The 19,380-nt window shown below is 47.9% G+C and carries 19 protein-coding genes; all 19 read left to right on the plus strand.

Features of this window, described 5'->3' with window-relative positions; genetic code table 11:
- The first annotated feature begins 34 nt into the window (after positions 1-34).
- The 19 genes from hpt (at position 35) to lysS (ending at position 19,313) form a co-directional block, all read left to right on the plus strand.
- Positions 35-574, plus strand: coding sequence for a hypoxanthine phosphoribosyltransferase (gene hpt / locus V6669_RS00295; protein ID WP_017691352.1), 540 nt, complete (start codon positions 35-37; stop codon positions 572-574).
- Between the two features lie 100 nt (positions 575-674).
- Positions 675-2,720, plus strand: a complete 2,046-nt coding sequence (gene ftsH / locus V6669_RS00300) for an ATP-dependent zinc metalloprotease FtsH (RefSeq protein ID WP_091039119.1) — start codon at positions 675-677, stop codon at positions 2,718-2,720.
- A 299-nt stretch (positions 2,721-3,019) separates the two neighbouring features.
- Positions 3,020-3,958: a quinolinate synthase NadA gene (gene nadA / locus V6669_RS00305; protein WP_091039121.1), complete on the plus strand. Its 939-nt coding sequence runs from the start codon at positions 3,020-3,022 to the stop codon at positions 3,956-3,958.
- A gap of 35 nt (positions 3,959-3,993) precedes the next feature.
- Positions 3,994-5,628, plus strand: coding sequence for an L-aspartate oxidase (gene nadB, locus V6669_RS00310; protein ID WP_338589752.1), 1,635 nt, complete (start codon positions 3,994-3,996; stop codon positions 5,626-5,628).
- Positions 5,625-6,491, plus strand: coding sequence for a carboxylating nicotinate-nucleotide diphosphorylase (nadC, locus tag V6669_RS00315; RefSeq protein WP_253428914.1), 867 nt, complete (start codon positions 5,625-5,627; stop codon positions 6,489-6,491). The genes nadB and nadC overlap by 4 nt, the downstream gene beginning before the upstream one ends.
- 6 nt (positions 6,492-6,497) lie before the next feature.
- Positions 6,498-7,268, plus strand: coding sequence for a type III pantothenate kinase (locus tag V6669_RS00320; protein ID WP_036606111.1), 771 nt, complete (start codon positions 6,498-6,500; stop codon positions 7,266-7,268).
- 73 nt (positions 7,269-7,341) lie between these two features.
- Positions 7,342-8,262, plus strand: a complete 921-nt coding sequence (gene hslO, locus V6669_RS00325; RefSeq protein WP_091039125.1) for an Hsp33 family molecular chaperone HslO — start codon at positions 7,342-7,344, stop codon at positions 8,260-8,262.
- 23 nt (positions 8,263-8,285) lie between these two features.
- Positions 8,286-9,236, plus strand: coding sequence for a peptidyl-prolyl cis-trans isomerase (locus V6669_RS00330; protein WP_338589758.1), 951 nt, complete (start codon positions 8,286-8,288; stop codon positions 9,234-9,236).
- A 345-nt stretch (positions 9,237-9,581) separates the two neighbouring features.
- Positions 9,582-10,520, plus strand: a complete 939-nt coding sequence (cysK, locus tag V6669_RS00335) for a cysteine synthase A (RefSeq protein ID WP_169483011.1) — start codon at positions 9,582-9,584, stop codon at positions 10,518-10,520.
- A gap of 140 nt (positions 10,521-10,660) precedes the next feature.
- Positions 10,661-12,274 carry an anthranilate synthase component I family protein gene (locus V6669_RS00340; protein WP_338589763.1) on the plus strand — a complete coding sequence of 538 codons (1,614 nt, stop codon included), beginning with the start codon at positions 10,661-10,663 and terminating at the stop codon, positions 12,272-12,274.
- 50 nt (positions 12,275-12,324) lie between these two features.
- On the plus strand, positions 12,325-12,900 hold the full coding sequence (gene pabA, locus V6669_RS00345; RefSeq protein WP_124118817.1) for an aminodeoxychorismate/anthranilate synthase component II: 576 nt from the start codon (positions 12,325-12,327) through the stop codon (positions 12,898-12,900).
- Between the two features lies 1 nt (position 12,901).
- Positions 12,902-13,786, plus strand: coding sequence for an aminotransferase class IV (locus V6669_RS00350; RefSeq protein WP_338589767.1), 885 nt, complete (start codon positions 12,902-12,904; stop codon positions 13,784-13,786).
- A complete protein-coding gene (folP, locus tag V6669_RS00355; RefSeq protein ID WP_338589769.1) occupies positions 13,783-14,646 on the plus strand; it encodes a dihydropteroate synthase in 864 nt (287 codons plus the stop codon). The genes V6669_RS00350 and folP overlap by 4 nt, the downstream gene beginning before the upstream one ends.
- A 119-nt stretch (positions 14,647-14,765) precedes the next feature.
- Complete coding sequence (gene folB / locus V6669_RS00360) at positions 14,766-15,128, plus strand: dihydroneopterin aldolase (protein WP_062838071.1); 363 nt, start codon at positions 14,766-14,768, stop codon at positions 15,126-15,128.
- A 9-nt stretch (positions 15,129-15,137) separates the two neighbouring features.
- Positions 15,138-15,686 (plus strand): 2-amino-4-hydroxy-6-hydroxymethyldihydropteridine diphosphokinase, encoded by a 549-nt coding sequence (gene folK / locus V6669_RS00365; RefSeq protein WP_338589772.1) that lies wholly within the window; start codon positions 15,138-15,140, stop codon positions 15,684-15,686.
- Positions 15,638-15,841 (plus strand): helix-turn-helix transcriptional regulator, encoded by a 204-nt coding sequence (locus V6669_RS00370; protein WP_026081371.1) that lies wholly within the window; start codon positions 15,638-15,640, stop codon positions 15,839-15,841. Before folK ends, V6669_RS00370 begins: the two co-directional genes overlap by 49 nt.
- 98 nt (positions 15,842-15,939) lie before the next feature.
- Positions 15,940-16,959, plus strand: coding sequence for a tRNA dihydrouridine synthase DusB (dusB, locus tag V6669_RS00375; RefSeq protein ID WP_338589775.1), 1,020 nt, complete (start codon positions 15,940-15,942; stop codon positions 16,957-16,959).
- A gap of 246 nt (positions 16,960-17,205) precedes the next feature.
- The gene (greA, locus tag V6669_RS00380) at positions 17,206-17,685 is read left to right on the plus strand and encodes a transcription elongation factor GreA (RefSeq protein WP_076216743.1); all 480 of its coding nucleotides are present in this window, start codon (positions 17,206-17,208) and stop codon (positions 17,683-17,685) included.
- Positions 17,686-17,801: 116 nt separating this feature from the next.
- On the plus strand, positions 17,802-19,313 hold the full coding sequence (lysS, locus tag V6669_RS00385) for a lysine--tRNA ligase (RefSeq protein WP_338589778.1): 1,512 nt from the start codon (positions 17,802-17,804) through the stop codon (positions 19,311-19,313).
- Positions 19,314-19,380 lie beyond the last annotated feature (67 nt).

Raw genomic sequence — 19,380 nt, forward strand, 5'->3', positions numbered from 1 at the left:
GGCTTTCATAGTATAACTTAGGAGGTTCGCACAGTTGCAGAACGACATTCAGGAAGTATTGATCAGTGAAGAAGAAATTCAGAGTAAAGTCAAGGAATTAGGCGCAACACTAAGTGCCGAATATGCAAATCGCAATCCTTTGGTCATTTGTGTGCTCAAGGGTGCGTTTATATTTATGGCTGATTTGGTTAAAAACATAACGGTACCTGTTGAAATGGATTTTATGGCGGTATCCAGTTATGGCGCTTCCACCAAGTCATCAGGTGTTGTTAAAATCATTAAGGATCTGGATGTATCCGTTGAAGGACGGGAAGTTCTGATTGTCGAAGATATTATCGACAGCGGACTTACACTCAGCTATCTGATTGAACTGTTGGAAAACCGCGGTGCCGAGTCGGTGCGTGTGGTTACGCTCTTCGACAAGCCTTCAGGCCGTAAAGTTGAGTTAGAAGCTCATTACACAGGCTTTGACATTCCTGACGCGTTCATCGTTGGTTACGGTTTGGATTTTGCGGAGAAGTACCGGAACCTGCCCTATATCGGGATTTTGAAGCCGGAAGTCTATAGTAGCTAATATCCTGCCCGACCCAAGCCTTGAGCTGTTCTTGGCTTCTGTTGAGAAGCCATGTCGGGCTATGTTAAAATAATTAAAGTGTCTCGAGAGGAGGTAGGGGATGAATCGGTTCATCCGGAATTCTGGTTTTTATTTGATTCTTTTTTTAGTTGTGGTGGGGATAGTCCAGTTCGTCAGCAATGGCGGCGAAGCCACCGATAATCCTAGATATGATCAGTTGCGTGCAGCGATCAAAGCCAACAATGTCTCTGAATTGACGGTTCAATTCAACGGTCAAACGTATCTCGTGACCGGTCAATACAAGAAGGCACCTGATGGCGCCAAATCAGAAAATTTCTCAACGTATATTCCTCCTACGGATGAGGCAATTAGTGAACTTGTAGCTGCAAGTGAAACTAACAATTTCCAATATCATCAGGAGCCAATGAAAGGTGACAGCATCTGGTTGACGTTGCTGACTTCCTTTATTCCTTTGATCATTATGTTCCTGCTGTTCTTCTTCCTGTTTAATCAGGCTCAAGGCGGCGGCGGTAAAGTAATGAACTTTGGTAAAAGCCGTGCTCGTCTCTATAACGAAGAGAAGAAGCGGGTTACATTCGAAGATGTTGCGGGTGCTGACGAAGAGAAACAGGAACTTGTTGAGGTTGTAGACTTCCTCAAGGATCCTCGTAAATTCGCAGCAGTAGGTGCACGGATTCCTAAGGGCGTATTGCTCGTAGGTCCTCCAGGTACCGGTAAAACGTTGCTCGCTCGTGCCGTAGCCGGTGAAGCGGGTGTACCATTCTTCAGTATTTCAGGTTCCGACTTCGTTGAGATGTTTGTCGGTGTCGGTGCATCACGTGTACGTGATTTGTTTGAAAATGCGAAGAAAAATGCGCCATGTATCATCTTTATCGATGAGATTGATGCTGTTGGACGTCAGCGTGGTGCTGGTCTTGGTGGTGGTCACGATGAGCGTGAGCAAACACTCAACCAGTTGCTCGTTGAAATGGACGGTTTCGGAGCTAACGAAGGTATTATCATCGTAGCTGCAACGAACCGTGCAGATATTTTGGACCCTGCCTTGCTGCGTCCAGGACGTTTTGACCGTCAAATTACGGTTGACCGCCCTGATGTAAGAGGTCGTGAAGCTGTCCTGAAAGTACATTCCCGTAATAAACCACTGACCAAAGATGTGAAGATGGATATTATCGCGAAGCGTACAACAGGTTTCTCTGGTGCGGATTTGGAGAATCTCTTGAACGAAGCGGCATTGCTTGCAGCGCGTCGTAATCGTAAAGATATTTCCATGAAGGAAGTTGACGAAGCGATTGACCGTGTCATCGTTGGTACGGAGAAGAAAAGCCGTGTCATCAGTGATCGCGAGAAACGAATCGTTGCTTATCATGAAGCTGGTCATACCATTGTAGGATACTTCCTCGAACATGCTGATATGGTACATAAAGTGACCATTATTCCGCGCGGACGTGCGGGTGGATATGTAATCATGTTGCCAAAAGAAGACCGTATGCTGGTTACCAAGCAGGAATTGCTGGATAAAGTAACCGGACTTCTCGGGGGTCGTGTAGCTGAAGAATTGTTCATCGGAGAAATTGGTACTGGTGCATACAGTGACTTCCAGCAAGCGACAGGTATTGTTCGCAGCATGGTTATGGAATACGGTATGAGTGAGAAATTGGGACCTATGCAATTCGGAAGTTCACAAGGACAGGTATTCCTTGGTCGGGATATCGGTCATGAACAGAATTACTCGGATTCCATTGCTTACGAGATTGATCAGGAAATGCAACGCTTTATCAATGATTGTTATGAGAAGTGTAAAGACTTGCTTGTTAAACATTCAAAAGAGATGCACCTGATCGCTCAAACTTTGCTTGAGGTAGAGACTTTGGAAATGGATCAGATCAAGCAATTGATCGAAACAGGTTCTTTGACTCCAAAAGCAGAGAATGACAATGATGGTGAAGGCACACCAACTGAAGGCGGAGAGCCAATCATCGACAACATCGGAGATGTGCGTGTCCGTATTCAAGGTAAAGATGAAACGCCTGAGCCACCAGCCGGAGATATTCCAAACGAAGCTCCGAATCTGGAAAAGGGTAATAACAATAACCCGGATGATGGCGGAACAAAGCCAACGTCTTAATGCATAATACATCTGGCTATGATAGCAGGTGAAATCAAGAGAGCCCCTGGGGCTCTCTTTTTTTATCCATTATTTTAAAAGAGGATAGATAAAGATAAACGGGAGTTAGATGGCGAACCAGTTAGCAAACAGGTGGTTACAGCGCTGTTCCGGGCCTTTTTCATTTATTGACAGAGTCGTGAACGTTGTGTAAATTAGTTGTTAAACCGCTTGTGATTCGTTTCTCAAGCGAAGATAACGACTTAGGTTAGCCCACGAAACAGCGCATGACGCTGTCCCGATAAAGGAGAGGATCACAGGTGGAAGCTCTGGCTTTAGAGCGCAAGGCTGAGATGAACCGCGAGCTGCGTGCGCGGCTTATGGAGTTGAAGAAGGAACGTAATGCCATTATTCTTGCCCATTATTATCAACGTGACGAAGTACAGGAGGTTGCCGACTTCCGTGGAGATTCGTTTCTGTTAGCCCAGAAGGCAGCACAAACAGATGCGGATGTGATCGTTTTCTGTGGTGTTCATTTTATGGGTGAAAGCGCTAAAATTCTTGCGCCCAATAAAACAGTTATTATCCCGGACGAACGTGCGGGCTGCCCAATGGCAGATATGGTGAATGTGGATGGACTACGTAAATTGAAAGCACAACATCCTAATGCCAAGGTGGTTACGTATATCAATTCCTCGGCTGAGATCAAAGCAGAGACTGACATCTGTTGTACATCGGCGAATGCAGTCCGGGTTATTCAATCGGTGGATTCCGATGAAATTATCTGGGTACCGGATAAAAACTTGGGACATTATGTGCAGCAGCATACCGACAAGAAAATGATTATCTGGGAAGGCTACTGCAACACTCACGATATGCTTACAGTCAAAGATGTGGTGGAGATGAGAGCCAAGCATCCAAATGCAGAGTTTGTTGTCCATCCAGAGTGTCGCCCTGAGGTTGTAGAAATGGGTGATTTTGTAGGAAGCACTACAGCTATTCTGGAGTATTGCAAAAATTCATCAGCCAAGGAATTTATCGTAGGTACCGAAGATGGTACAGGATATCAGCTTCGTCTGGATAGTCCGGATAAACAGTTCCACTTTGCTACCAAGTTCCTCGTATGTCCCAACATGAAGGTGAACAACTTGAAGAAACTGGTAAAATGCCTGGAAACGATGAAGCCGCAAATCTACGTGCCACCGGCCGTTGCCGACAAAGCCAGAGAATCACTAGAGCGCATGTTGTTGGTAAAGTAGGATGCGCTACTCTTGCTCCAAGACAGGTGAATAACATGATACCGCAATATTTAGTTGATTTTGATCTGTCTGCGCTACCCATGGTAGAGACGGATGTACTGGTTATAGGCTCTGGGATTGCTGGTTTGTTTACTGCCATTAAGGCAAGTGAACAACAACGTGTATTAATGATTACGAAGAAGTCATTACTTGAAAGTAACACCAGATATGCGCAGGGGGGCATCGCTGCGGTTATTGCCGAGGATGATTCACCTGCTTACCACTTGCAGGATACACTTGTAGCAGGAGCGGGCTTATGCCGCTCCGAAGCGGTAGAGGTATTGGTGAATGAGGGTCCGGACGGAGTGAAGGAACTGATTCGTTTGGGTACTTTATTTGATCTGGAGAACGGCGAGTTGGCGTTGACGCAGGAAGGTGCGCATAGCCACCGCCGTATTTTGCATGCCAACGGAGATGCAACAGGATATGAGATTGTACGTGCGCTTGCGGTCGAAGTGAATGAACATCCCGGAATTGAAGTATGGGATGAGCACTTTGTTGTTGACCTGATTACAGATCGAGGGGAATGCATTGGCGCTCTGGTTCAGAAGGATGACGGATCGCAAGTGTTCGTGAAGGCACAGGCCACCGTTCTTTGCTCTGGTGGGGCAGGGCAACTGTACCGATACACGACGAATCCGAATGTAGCTACTGCCGATGGTGTAGCCATGGCCTACCGGGCTGGGGCTATCGTGCGTGATATGGAGTTTATCCAATTCCACCCCACCTCTCTTTGTTACCCGGGGGCCCCGCGCTTCCTTGTGTCAGAAGCAGTACGCGGCGAAGGAGCATATTTGCGCAATGTGAAGGGCGAACGATTCATGGATCGTTATCATGCCCAGCTTGAACTGGCCCCACGCGATATCGTGGCACGAGCGATTGTTAGTGAGATGGAGTCCACCAACAGTACCTTTGTGTATTTGGACATTACACATGAACAGCCAGAGATGATCAAGCATCGGTTCCCTACCATATATGAGACTTGTATGCGTTATGGATTAGACATGACAACGGACTGGATTCCCGTTGCACCTGCTGCCCATTACATGATGGGTGGTGTGAAAACGGATCTAAGTGGAGAGAGCAGCATCTCACGGTTATTTGCTTGTGGTGAGGTGTCTTCTACAGGAGTGCACGGAGCTAACCGTCTGGCAAGCAACTCCTTGTCTGAAGCGATTGTATTTGGTCGGAGAATTGTTGATCGTATTCAATCTCTTCCACCGCTTGGTTCATTACAAGTAAGAGGGACTGAGCCTTCATCTGTGGACATGAATAGCAAGATCAGCAAGATCATGGAAGAGCAAAAGCCGGTATCCGAAAGACGCTTACGATTACAGAAAATGATGGTTCGTCAGGTAGGCTTGCGCCGAAATGGTGAGGACCTGCAGAAGGCTATGGACAAGCTGCAACAAGAATTGCAATTTTTTGATCAGACACTCACTCATAAGGAAGAGCTGGAGTATGCCAACCTTCTGACCTGTGCCTGGTTAGTTACCAGCGGAGCATTACACCGCGAGGAGAGTCGGGGGGCTCACTATCGTGAGGATTTCCCGGCACGTGATGATATCGTGTGGCAGAAGCATAGTCTGCAGCAGCGAGAACAAGCGATTGTGGAGGAATTGATGTCATGATACTGAACGGATATAATGAAGGGCTTATCGAATCAATCAAAAACTGGCTTCGTGAAGATGTTGGTGCAGGTGACGTTACAACAAGTGTGACGATCCCGGCAGGCAACCAATCCAAGGCCATTATACACGCCAAAGACAATGGTATTATTGCAGGCATGACCGTGGCTGAACTTGTATTTCAGGTCGTTGATCCTGATCTTGTATTTACACCGAAGGTAACAGACGGAGACAAGGTTACCCATGGCACGATTTTGGCAGAGGTAGAGGGAAGTACACATTCACTACTTACGGGGGAACGACTGGCACTTAACTTGCTGCAACGTATGTCCGGAATAGCTACGCGTACGCGTGCCTACGTGGATGTGCTGGATGGTCTTGAGACCAGACTCGTGGATACACGTAAGACAACGCCGGGCCACCGATTACTTGAGAAATACGCAGTGCGCGTGGGTGGCGGAGCGAATCATCGATTTGGACTGTACGATGCCGTTATGATTAAGGATAACCACATCAAGGGTGCAGGTGGAATCACCGAGGCGGTACAGCGTGCGCGAACCGTTATCCCACATACGATGACAATTGAAGTGGAGACTGAAAATCTGGAGCAGGTGAGAGAAGCCTTGCAAGCCGGGGCAGATATCATTATGCTGGATAACATGCATCCAGAGCGGATGCGTGAAGCAGTTGAGCTTATTCGTGAACAGGCTCCTCACGTGAAGGTTGAAGCATCCGGTAACGTGTCCCTCCAGACCATTCGTGGTATTGCTGAGAGTGGTGTGGATGTAATTTCGGTTGGCAGGTTAACCTATTCCTTTGAGAGCCTGGATATCAGCCTGGATTTAAATGAAAAGAAAGAGGGGTGAACCTCTTTGATTCTAGTTGTAGACGTGGGGAACAGCAATATGGTGCTCGGCGTATATCAAGGCCGGGAATTGCTGCACCACTTTCGTCTGAGTACATCACGTCAGTCAACAGTGGATGAATACGGCGTATTGATTTATAATTTATTTCATATGTCCGGCATCAGGGCAAGTGACATCGAAGGTGTCATCATCTCATCTGTGGTTCCGCCACTGGTGAATGTAATCGAAGCGATGTGTGAGAAGTATGTAGGCAAAAAAGCTTTGCTCGTCGGGCCTGGTATCAAAACTGGCTTGAACCTGCGATACGAGAACCCTCGTGAAGTGGGTGCAGATCGTATTGTTAATGCAGTAGCAGCCGTTGAGAAGTATGGCGGCCCTCTCGTCGTGGTCGATTTCGGAACCGCAACGACTTTTGACTGTATTGACGAGAAAGGTCACTATCTGGGGGGAGCTATTGTACCTGGCATTCAGATTGCCACTGAAGCGCTCTATGAGCGGGCATCGAAGCTGCCTCGTATAGAGTTGGAGAAACCTAAAAAGGTCATTGGCCGTAATACTATTCATGCCATGCAAGCGGGTATTATATATGGCTATGCAGGCCAGGTAGATGGTATTGTAGAACGTATTCGCGAGGAGATGGGAGCGAAGCCCCGAGTTATCGCGACGGGTGGTCTCGCTACACTTATCGCAGAAGAAACCCGTAGTATAGAGGAAGTTGATCCGCTGCTTACGCTTGAAGGGCTGCGTATTATATATGAGCGGAACCGGGAAAGGTGAGCATAGAGACGGCATACAGCGGGCTGAGATTACAGCTTAAGTGTTGTGCCGTTTTTTCTGTGTTACTACTATTATGGCGATACGCCAAAGGAGGCTGAATGACTTGGAAAACAACAACAAGCATGACCGGTTAATTCGTGGTACAGCAATGAATGGAAAGGTAAGAGCCTTTGCTATCCAGACTACGGAACTGGTTGAGGAACTACGCAGAAGACATGATACGTTTCCCACGGCTACAGCTGCCATGGGGCGTACGGTTACAACAGCAGCCATTATGGGTGCAATGCTCAAAGGTGAAGAGAAGTTAACGGTACAAGTCAACGGTGATGGGCCCATTGGACAGATTGTAGCTGATGCTAATGCGAAAGGCGAAGTACGAGGATATGTTTCTAATCCACATGTACATTTGCCAAGTAATAGTGTGGGAAAACTGGACGTTGCAGGCGCGGTTGGAACGGAAGGTTTCATCAATATAACGAAGGATCTGGGACTGAAAGAACCATATCGTGGCAGTGTGCCTATTATTTCAGGAGAACTGGGCGAAGACTTCACGTACTACTTTGCTCAATCGGAGCAAACACCTTCTGCTGTAGGCGTTGGTGTGCTCGTTGATACGGATAATTCCGTTATTGTCGCAGGTGGATTTATTATGCAGCTGTTGCCGGGATTGACAGATCCAGAGATCACGGCGATCGAAAACGCCATTAGTACGTTGCCGCCAGTGACGACGTTGCTGGAGCAGGGGCTTGAATTGGAAGAGTTGCTTCGCCGATTGTTGCCAGATGTACAAGTGATGGAAGGATTGGATATTCATTTTAGCTGTGAGTGTTCACGTGAGCGGGTAGAGAAGACACTAATCAGCCTGGGCCAAACGGAGATGGAGCAATTAATTGAAGAAGAGGGCCGAGCTGAAGTGGTCTGCCAATTCTGTAATGAAGCCTATGACTTTAACAAAGAACAACTTGAGACCATCCTAGAGCAAGCCAAGAACTGATCTATGCGGGGACGGGATGCGGAATGACAAGACAGGAAAAAGGGTTGTGGACGGCTGTAATTGTCTTGACGCTAGGCATGCTGGTCATGGGTACAGTGATGGCTATGCATGGTCTCAGACAGGGCAAAGACGAGGCAGATGCATCCCATGATGCCAATACGGAAGAAGGAAGCACCGTAGCGACGATCAACGGAGAAGTTATCACGGACAAAGAGTGGACAGATGCGCTGAAACGACGTTACGGCAGTGAGTTATTACTCCAGATGTTAAACCGTAAAGCAGTATATGCCGAAGCAATTGAACGCAAGCTGATCGTCACTCCCCAAGAGATTGCAAGAGAACTTGCCGCCGCGATGGATGGGTACGATTCAGAGAAATCATATTTTGACGAAATGAAGTCCCAGTTGGGTCTGTCAAAACAGGAACTTGAATTGGAAGCCGGCTACAGGCTGCTGCTTGAGAAAATCGCAACGATTGGCATACAGATCAAGGATGCAGATATTGAGCATTACTGGACTGAACACCGTGAGGATTACGTTTCCCCCGAGAAATATGACTTGTCCATCATCGTAGTGAAGGAAGAAGAGGAAGCCGATTCCTTACTGGATGCGTTGGAGAAGGGGGAAGACTTTGAAGAAGCCGCTCGCAAGCAATCGACAGACAGCTTCTCTCGTGATGCTGGTGGGAGGCTGGGATGGATTGAGCGGAATGATCCATTCCAGTCAGAAGAAATCCTTCAACTCGCTGCCGGGCTGGATGTAGGCGATATTGCTGGTCCGGTTCGAGTGGAAGAAGGTTATGCTATTATCAGACTTAATGATAAAGAAGAACGCCAGGTGCAATCGGCTGAAGAGGTCCATGAGGAGATTCGAATGCAACTGGCTCTGAGTCAGGCTGATCCGTTGCCGCAGGTAGAGCAAATGCTGCGTAACAAGTATGAAGCCGTAATCCTGTCCGAGATTCCTGCCTCCTGAACTCAATGGAGAAGATTGTCTCGTACTGCTGCATCTTGATAAAAATACTCTGTCTGCGGTCTTAGGGCCAAAGGCAGAGTATTTTTTTTGAGTACTCATATTGACAATAAGGGTTAACGTTGATAAGATGAAAATAATAAATACCTACTCGTTTACTCGGATATAAAAGATTTACTTATGAACAAAGAAACTTTCGGAAACCTCCGCCCTGTCTAGAAATCTTAGCAGTAAGGGATAGGATCAACAGGATTTCCGCAGTTCTTCTATAACAGCTAGAGGCTAACGGCCGCACAGTATAGGTTAACAGGACTCAAGTTTTATTCATCCACTAAGGAGGGCATTCATATGGCTAAAGTAGTTAATAACGTAACAGAACTCATCGGAGGTACTCCGCTTGTTCGTCTGAACCGTATCGTACCTGAAGGCAGTGCTGAAGTATTCGTGAAGCTGGAGTACCAGAATCCAGGTTCGAGCGTGAAAGACCGTATCGCAATTAGCATTGTGGAAGAAGCGGAAAAAGAAGGCAAGCTAAAACCAGGTGATACCATTATTGAAGCAACAAGTGGTAACACGGGAATTGGACTCGCGATGGTGGCTGCAGCCAAAGGCTACAAGTCCGTTATTGTAATGCCTGAGACGATGAGCTTGGAGCGTCGCAACTTGCTTCGTGCGTATGGTGCTGAGCTTGTGCTTACACCTGGAGCTGAAGGTATGAATGGTGCTGTAAAAAAAGCCGAAGAACTGCTGAAAGAAAACCCATCCTATTTCATGGCTGAGCAATTTAAAAATAAAGCCAACGTGAAGATCCACCGTGAAACGACTGGCCCTGAGATTGTGGACGCGATTCAATCTGTGGGTGGTACGTTGGATGCTTTCGTTGCGGGAATTGGTACAGGCGGAACAATTACAGGTACAGGCGAAGTGCTGAAAGAAGCTTTCGCTGGTATTAAAATTGTTGCAGTTGAGCCAGCAGCTTCGCCAATTCTGGCGGGCGGCAAACCAGGACCACATAAGATCCAGGGGATTGGTGCCAACTTTATCCCTGAGATTCTGGATCAGGAAATCTATGATGAGATCATTCACATTGAGAATGATGATGCATTCGAGACGGCGCGTCAGGTAGCGAAGGAAGAGGGCATTCTGTCCGGTATTTCTTCCGGTGCGGCGATCCGTGCAGGTCTTCAGGTTGCGAAACAGTTGGGTGAAGGCAAGCGCGTTGTCGTAATCGTGCCAAGTAACGGCGAACGTTACCTCAGCACACCTCTTTACAACTTCGAAGGCTAAGTCTACAAATGACAAAACCAATCCTCCTTGCCCGTATGACGGGTATGGAGGATTTTTGGCGTAATGCTTTTAAAAGGGGCGGCGCTTTAGTATACTATCAGACAATAGAACTAGCGACAGATGGAGGGCGGCACACCGCAATGACACACCTGATGACAACATACGCCGACTGGATGGAGTGGGCTGAACAAGGCTGGACCATGATGCCCTATATCACCAAGTCGGATGAGGGGCCGTATCATGGCGGTTTACCGTTATCGTGGGAGGCAGCCTGGGAGCAGGCGTCACCATACGCAATTGTGCTGGAGAATGGCAAAGGCGGGAGATATACATTTCTGGGGTTAGACCCGGTATCCGTAATTTCCGGTAAAGGTCAAGAAGCGGTTATTCATGATGTGACGCAAGGAACCACCTCGACGGACAACGGCAAGCCGCTTGATGTATTGAAGAGATGGACTGCCCCGTATAGCGCACCCAAGGTTAATGGGGCTCCAGACTTTGGGGGTGGATACGCAGGTTATCTCAGCTACGATGTAGCAAGATCATTGGAGAAGCTTCCAGTGTTGGCTGAAGATAAACCGGATCTGCCGGATTATTGGTGGATGCGTTTTGAAGAAATATGGGCGTATGACCATGAGCAGCAGGCACTTTTCTGCATGGTTCATCTGGCTATAGAGCCTAACCGGAATGAAACTGATATCCGTAGCCTATATTTAGCGGCAGAAACACGAGCGACAGCGATGCAGCAAAGATGGCTTCATATTATGGGGGCTGCACAGGCCGAGGAACAACAACAGGCACTGGAACGCCGCAACAAGCAGGTAAATCGTACACCGCAGCCTGAAGATGCGGAAAGGGAATCGGAAGGATGGGAAACCTCTTTTCCACAGGAAGACTTTGAACAGGCTGTGCGTACGGTACAGGAATATATCAGGCAGGGCGATGTGTTCCAGGTGAATCTGTCCTTGAGACAGGAGAAGCGGCTTCATTCAAGCGCTGAGCATATTTATGAATGGCTGCGTCTCGTGAATCCATCACCGTATATGGGTATGCTGCGTAGTCCAGACTTTCAACTGGTAAGCGGATCTCCCGAACTTCTGGTCAAAGTGGAGAATGGCAGAGTCAGTGCACGTCCCATCGCAGGGACTCGAAGAAGGGGCCGTGATGAGGCAGAGGATAAGGCTATGGCGGATGAACTGCTGGGTAGTGAGAAGGAACGGGCGGAGCATATTATGCTCGTTGATCTGGAACGTAACGATATCGGACGGATTGCGGCCTACGGTTCAGTTCATGTGCCCGAATTGATGACCATCGAGAAGTATTCCCATGTCATGCATCTGGTTTCCCAAGTGGAAGGCAGGCTGGCAGAAGGGTTATCCGTATTTGATGTGATCGCTGCTACATTCCCGGGTGGAACGATTACAGGAGCGCCCAAGGTCCGCACCATGGAGATTATCGAGGAACTTGAGCCTGTGCGGCGTGGGCCTTATACGGGTTCTATCGGGTGGATGGATTACAGTGGGAACATGGAATTGAACATTGTCATTCGTACACTTGCCATTAAGGACGGCATTGGTTATGTACAGGCTGGGGCAGGGATTGTTATTGATTCCGATCCATATCGGGAATACAAGGAATGCCGCAACAAGGCAAGGGCCATGATGAGAGCTGTGAACTACAGCGAAGAGGCGGAAGCAAGCAGAGCTATTGAACAAGAACAAGCGGAGCGAACAGATGCTGTTAAACTAAAATAAAACGAAGCAACCGTCATTAGCATTGACGGAAGATGAGGAGGAGCAGGCATATGATACTGGTTATCGATAATTACGATTCCTTCACGTACAACCTTGTTCAATATCTGGGTGAACTGGGTGAGACGGTGGAAGTTCGCCGCAACGACGAGATTGATTTGGCAGGCATAGAGGCACTGGCACCTGATCATATTCTGATCTCTCCAGGTCCTTGTACACCAAATGAAGCCGGCATTAGCCTGGCAGTCATCGAGCATTTCAAGGGAAGCATTCCGATCTTTGGTGTTTGTCTGGGGCATCAGTCCATTGGACAAGCGTTTGGCGGCAATGTCATTCGTGCGGAGCGCATGATGCATGGTAAAACATCCGAGATGCATCACAATGGGACATCGGTATTTGCCGGATTGCCATCTCCATTCACAGCTACCCGTTATCACTCCCTGATTGTGGAGCGCAGCAGCTTGCCTGACTGCCTGGAGATTACAGCGGAGACAGCTGAAGGTGAAATTATGGGTCTACGCCACAAAGAATATGCGATTGAAGGTGTTCAGTTCCACCCTGAATCCATTATTACAGACCACGGTCATCAGATGCTTCGCAACTTCCTGTCCCAACAGGTGAAGGTATAACATGCAATATGCCGCGATAAACGGAGAGTTGGTTAATATGGCGGCGGCCGTGGTTCCTGTAACGGATCACGGCTTTTTGTACGGACTTGGGTTGTTCGAGACGTTTCGGACCTATCAGGGTGTCCCATATCTTTTGGAACGGCATCTGGAGCGTATGGCCTCGGGGAGTAAGGAACTTGGCATTCCTTTTACAACGACCGCAGCAGAGGTGACAGATTGGATTGAACGTCTGATGCATGCGAACGGACTTCAGGATGCGTATGTACGTTATACGGTATCAGCCGGTGAAGCACCGCTAGGGTTACCTTCTGGTGACTATTCGAAGCCAAATCATATTTTACTGGCAAAAGCATTACCTGAACCCGCCCCCTCTTTATATGAAAGTGGCAAAATGCTTCAACGGTTGTCTACACCTCGCAACACGCCTGAAGGAGAAGTGCGTCTCAAGTCGCTACATTACATGAACAGCATTTTGGCGAAACGAGAGATGAACCGCTACGGGCAGCATGTGCAGGGTGCGGAAGGGTTACAATTAACCCGGGATGGTCATGTAGCGGAAGGGATCGTCAGCAATGTATTTTGGGTACGGGAAAATGTGCTCTACACGCCAGCAATCTCAACCGGCATTCTGCCGGGTATCACTAGAGCTGTGGTGATTGAGATCGCCACGCAGCAAGGAATTCCCTGCATAGAAACGTTAGCTGCCTGGGAGGAACTCCTGCAAGCAGATGAAATATTTTTAACCGGCTCGGTTGCCGAACTGGTTCCGGTTACAACTCTGCGGGATCAGGAGGGAGCCGAAACGATAATCAGCAACGGACATATAGGCCCGGTTACAGCAGTCCTTCTGGGTATGTACCGGCAGAAAGCGGGGTATACTTCATGACACTTACACCTGTCATCTATGAACGGAACTATACATGGGGGCCAGCTGAGTTGAAGCTGGGTACAAGAACACAGATTATGGGCATTCTTAACGTCACGCCTGACTCGTTCTCGGATGGTGGGCGTTATACCAACGTGGAGCGGGCGGTTGCGCATGCCAAACAGATGATGGAGGACGGGGCGGACCTGATTGATATCGGCGGAGAGTCCACACGTCCGGGTTCAGAGGTTGTGGGCGCCGATGAGGAGCTGAGCCGGATCATTCCGGTTATCGAAGCATTGCATCAGCAAGCGCCGCATATTCCAATATCGGTAGACACGTATAAGGCCGATGTTGCACGTCAGGCTATTCTGGCAGGTGCCCATATCATTAATGATGTGTGGGGTGCCAAGGCAGATCCAGATATGGCCCGCACGGCAGCAGAGCTGGGGTGTCCCATCATTCTGATGCATAATCGGCAGGAGCGAAACTATACCGATTATCTGAGTGATGTCATCAGCGATTTGCAGGAGAGCATTCAAATTGCACTGACAGCCGGCGTGAAAGCAGATCAAATTATCCTGGACCCGGGCATTGGTTTTGTGAAGGACTTGAAGGAAAATCTGAAGCTTATGTCATCGCTCGGTTTGCTCAATGAAATGGGATATCCGGTCCTGCTAGCCACTTCACGCAAAAGATTCATCCAGAACACCCTGGATGTCACTGCGGATGATGCGCTGGAAGGAACGGCTGCGACCGTTGCATTTGGCATTGCCCAAGGCTGCCAGATGGTGCGGGTTCATGATGTGAAGCCGATTCGGCGGACGGCAGACATGTGTGATGCCATGTTATATGCGTCTCCGGGTCTACGGAAGAAATAATGCTGGCGGGTCCGAGTGACCCGTCTAGTGATAGCGCAGCGTTTTTTCAAAGGCAAAGCAAAAGATATCTTCAAAATAGAGAACTATTTCAATATATATATAGAGGGCAGGCGGATCGTATGGATAGAATGGTATTGCATCGTATGGAGTATTACGGATATCATGGCGTTTTTGCAGAAGAACGGAAGCTTGGGCAGCGGTACTATATTGATCTGGAGATTGATATGGATCTAAGTGAAGCTGGACGTAACGATGATCTAACCAAAACAATCAATTATGCAGAGATCCATGAGCTGGTAAAACAGATTGTTGAAAATAAATCATTCCAGTTAATTGAAGCCTTGGGCGAACATATTGCATCTTCTTTACTAGACACTTATACTATTATCAATGCATTGACAGTCAAGGTGACGAAGCCACATCCGCCATTCGATATTCATTTTGAGGGCGTAACGGTAGAGCTTCGCCGCACAAGAAAGTGAGAACCGATCATGATTGCACATTCGACCTCTGAATCTTCAGAGGCTTATATTGCTTTAGGGGCCAATTTGGGTGACCGGGAACAGACGCTGTTTGAAGCATTGTCCTTGCTGGATGAACACCCTCATATATCCGTTCTGCGTTGTTCTGCACTATATGAGACGGAGCCTGTAGGATATGTAGATCAGCCTGCGTTTCTGAATATGGCAGTCGCCGTACAGGTGATGCTGACACCGGAGCAGTTGCTCACGGAATTACTGGATATCGAGGACCGGCTTGGACGTGTTCGTGATATTCGCTGGGGACCGCGCACCGTTGATCTGGATCTGCTCTGGATGCACGGTGAGACGCGAGATACCGAATTGCTTCAATTGCCTCATCCCCGTATGGGCGAACGGGCTTTTGTACTGGTGCCACTGTCGGATATCGTACCGGAGGGCGAGATTTCAGGTTTGTATACCTTTGTACACTCATCGTTGTCTGTACTGGATGGAAAGGATGGAATACAGCTTTGGAAAACATGCAATTGGCCAATCGAATCCGGGCATTCCGGAAGCTGAAAGGTTTAACACAACATGAACTTGCGGCCGAGACCGGCATCTCGCTGGCTATTCTGGGAACCATTGAACGGGGAAACCGTAAGGTATCACAGCAAGAGCTCGATCGAATTGCTGGTGTGCTGGCAATCAGTATTGAGGAGTTGCAGGGCAACTAGGACCGTTTCGGTTTCGTCATGGTTACAACAACCAACACAAAGATCGAACTTTATATCGTTGATTTATACAGAATTAAAAAAGGAGTGGAACGACTACCGTGCTTAACATTGGTGGCATTGAAATGAAAAACCAGGTCGTACTTGCGCCGATGGCTGGCGTATGTAATCCGGCTTTTCGTTTGATCGCAAAAGAATTCGGAACAGGCCTCGTATGCGCGGAGATGGTGAGTGGCAAAGCCATTGTCCATGGTAATCAGCGTACACGTGAGATGTTATTTGTAGATGAGCGTGAGAAACCGCTGAGCCTTCAGATTTTTGGGGGAGATCGTGATTCCCTCGTAGAAGCAGCCAAAATCGTGGACAAAGAAACCAATGCAGACATCATCGACATTAACATGGGATGCCCCGTGCCAAAAGTGACGAAATGTGATGCAGGTGCACGTTGGTTGCTTGATCCGAACAAAATCTATGAGATGGTATCCGCTGTCGTGGACGCGGTTGAGAAGCCAGTGACCGTCAAGATGCGTATCGGCTGGGATAACGAGCATATCTTCGCGGTGGAGAATGCGCTCGCGGTTGAACGTGCAGGTGGACAGGCGGTAAGTGTGCACGGCCGTACGCGTGAGCAACTTTATACAGGCACAGCTGACTGGTCACACATCAAAGATGTAAAAGAAGCTGTCTCTATTCCAGTGATCGGCAATGGTGATGTTCATACACCAGAGGATGCACGCCGTATGCTGGATGAAACGAGTTGTGACGGAGTTATGATCGGTCGTGCTGCCCTGGGTAACCCATGGATGCTGTATCGTACCATTCAATACTTAAGCACGGGGGAATTGCTTCCTGACCCGAATGGCGAAGAGAAGATCCGTGTTGCGATCCTGCATATGGATCGCCTGATCGCATTGAAGAATGAGACGGTTGCTGTACGCGAGATGCGTAAACATCTGGCTTGGTATTTGAAAGGCTTGAAAGGGTCTGCCCGCATTAAGGACGTTATTATGGAAGGTACCAAGCGTGATGAGATGGTACAGATTCTGGAGAACTTTGTGAGTCAGCTGAAAAGCGAAGGCAATTTGGAGTCAGAACCGGTAATTGCCGGAAGTGCATCGTAATTAAGACTGTAAAACGTTTACAGCTATAGAGGACGTAACATTGACTTTTCGAGATCGTTCCCCTATACTTTCACAGTATAAATTCGCCATGTGCGTTAATTAAAGGCTAGTCATCAGGAGGAATATTCTATTTCTCTGGAGAACTTCATATAGTTTTGAAGATGTATGCGGGCGGAGCTATGTAATTGGCACTGATTCCGTTGCCGTACAATCCAAATTATTCCCATGACAGGAGAATCGGTTGAGATGAGCGACAAGGAAGTTATCCTTACACCAGAGGGACTTAAGAAGCTGGAAGAAGAACTGGAAACATTGAAATCAGTGAAGCGCCGCGAAGTGGCTGAACGGATTAAGGTAGCCATCGGGTATGGAGATATCAGTGAGAACTCTGAATACGAAGATGCCAAGAACGAACAGGCTTTCATTGAAGGTCGTATTATTACTTTGGAGAAAATGCTTCGGAACGCACGCATTATTAACAGTGATGAGATTGACACCGATGTCGTGAGTGTAGGTGCAACAGTTACTGTGGAAGATTTGGAATTCGGTGATATCACAGAATATACAATTGTAGGTTCTGCTGAATCTAACCCACTTCAGAACAAGATCTCAAACGAAAGCCCTGTTGGTAAAGCGATCCTGGGCAAGAAAAATGGTACAGTGGTTGATGTAAGTGTGCCTGCTGGCGTAATTCAATATAAAATTGTAGATATTAAAAAGCTATAGTAACGAAGCAGTTGGGCACGGTAAACAAAAGCTTCCTTAGGGAAGCTTTTTCAACATTTGAGGAAGAGTGTCCTCACGGGATGCCTGCAATGTAAATAAGGAGATGAATACAGATCATGACGGATGAAGTCTTGAATCAGGAAACCGAACTTAGCGAGCTTTTACAAATTCGCCGTGACAAATTGGACGAGCTCCGCAAATTGGGAATCGACCCTTTTGGCCAAAAATACGTACGTACCGAAGAAGCCGGCTCCATTCTGAAGAAGTATGAAGAACTGACCAAGGAAGAGCTGGAAGAGAAGCACATCGAAGTCAGTATTGCCGGACGGATTATGGCGAAGCGGGGAATGGGTAAAGCAAGCTTCGCACATATTCAGGACCTGAGCGGCAGAATCCAGATCTATGTTCGTCAGGATAGCGTGCCTGAAGATAAGTATGCGGCATTTAGCCTGCTGGACCTTGGCGATATCGTTGGGGTAACGGGTGTGATCTTTAAGACCAAAACAGGTGAAACTTCTGTCAAAGTGAAAGATCTTGAAGTGCTGTCCAAATCGCTCTATCCGCTTCCGGATAAATTCCATGGTCTCACTGACGTAGAGCTGCGTTACCGCCAGCGTTATGTTGACCTGATTATGAGCCCGGACGTACAACAGACCTTTATCGCACGTTCCAAAATCATTCAATCGATGCGTCGTTACCTGGATTCCCTTGGATACCTGGAAGTGGAAACACCTACGTTGCATACGATCGCAGGAGGAGCGGCAGCACGTCCGTTCATCACACATCACAATGCGCTGGATATGGAACTGTACATGCGGATTGCGATTGAACTTCACCTGAAACGTCTGATTGTTGGCGGATTGGAGAAGGTATATGAGATCGGCCGTGTATATCGGAATGAAGGTATGTCCACACGTCACAATCCGGAGTTCACAATGATTGAATTGTATGAGGCATATGCCGACTACAAGGATATTATGCAATTGACGGAGAACCTGGTTGCTCATATTGCACAGGAAGTACTGGGTACGCAAGTGATCCAGTATGGAGATTATGAAGTAGATCTTACGCCGCAGTGGCGCCGTGTTACGATGGTGGATGCAGTTAAGGAAGTTGTGGGCGTAGACTTCTCCGTACACATGACGGATGAGGAAGCACATAACTTGGCGAAGGAACATAAGGTTCCGGTTGAAAAACATATGACATTTGGTCATATTCTGAACGCGTTCTTTGAAGAGTTTGTGGAAGAGACGTTGATTCAACCAACCTTCATCACGGGACATCCTCTTGAAATTTCACCGCTGGCGAAGAAAAATGATGTAGATCCGCGCTTCACGGATCGCTTTGAATTGTTCATCGTTGGACGCGAGCATGCGAATGCTTTCACAGAGCTGAATGATCCAATCGATCAACGTCAGCGCTTTGAAGCACAGATGCTGGAGAAAGAGCATGGGAATGACGAAGCTCATGAGATGGATGACGACTTCATCCGTGCACTCGAATATGGTATGCCACCAACAGGCGGATTGGGAATCGGGGTTGATCGTCTGATCATGCTGCTTACCAACTCCCCGTCGATTCGTGACGTACTGCTCTTCCCACACATGCGTCCTCGTACGCAAGATTAAATAAGGAACGTAGGATACGTTCATAATAGAAGAGGAACCTGCCGTTCAGTATGATGCTGAGGCAAGT

Origin of the sequence: Paenibacillus sp. Y5S-9 (assembly GCF_036894235.1) — a bacterium.
Classification (GTDB): Bacteria; Bacillota; Bacilli; order Paenibacillales; family Paenibacillaceae; genus Paenibacillus.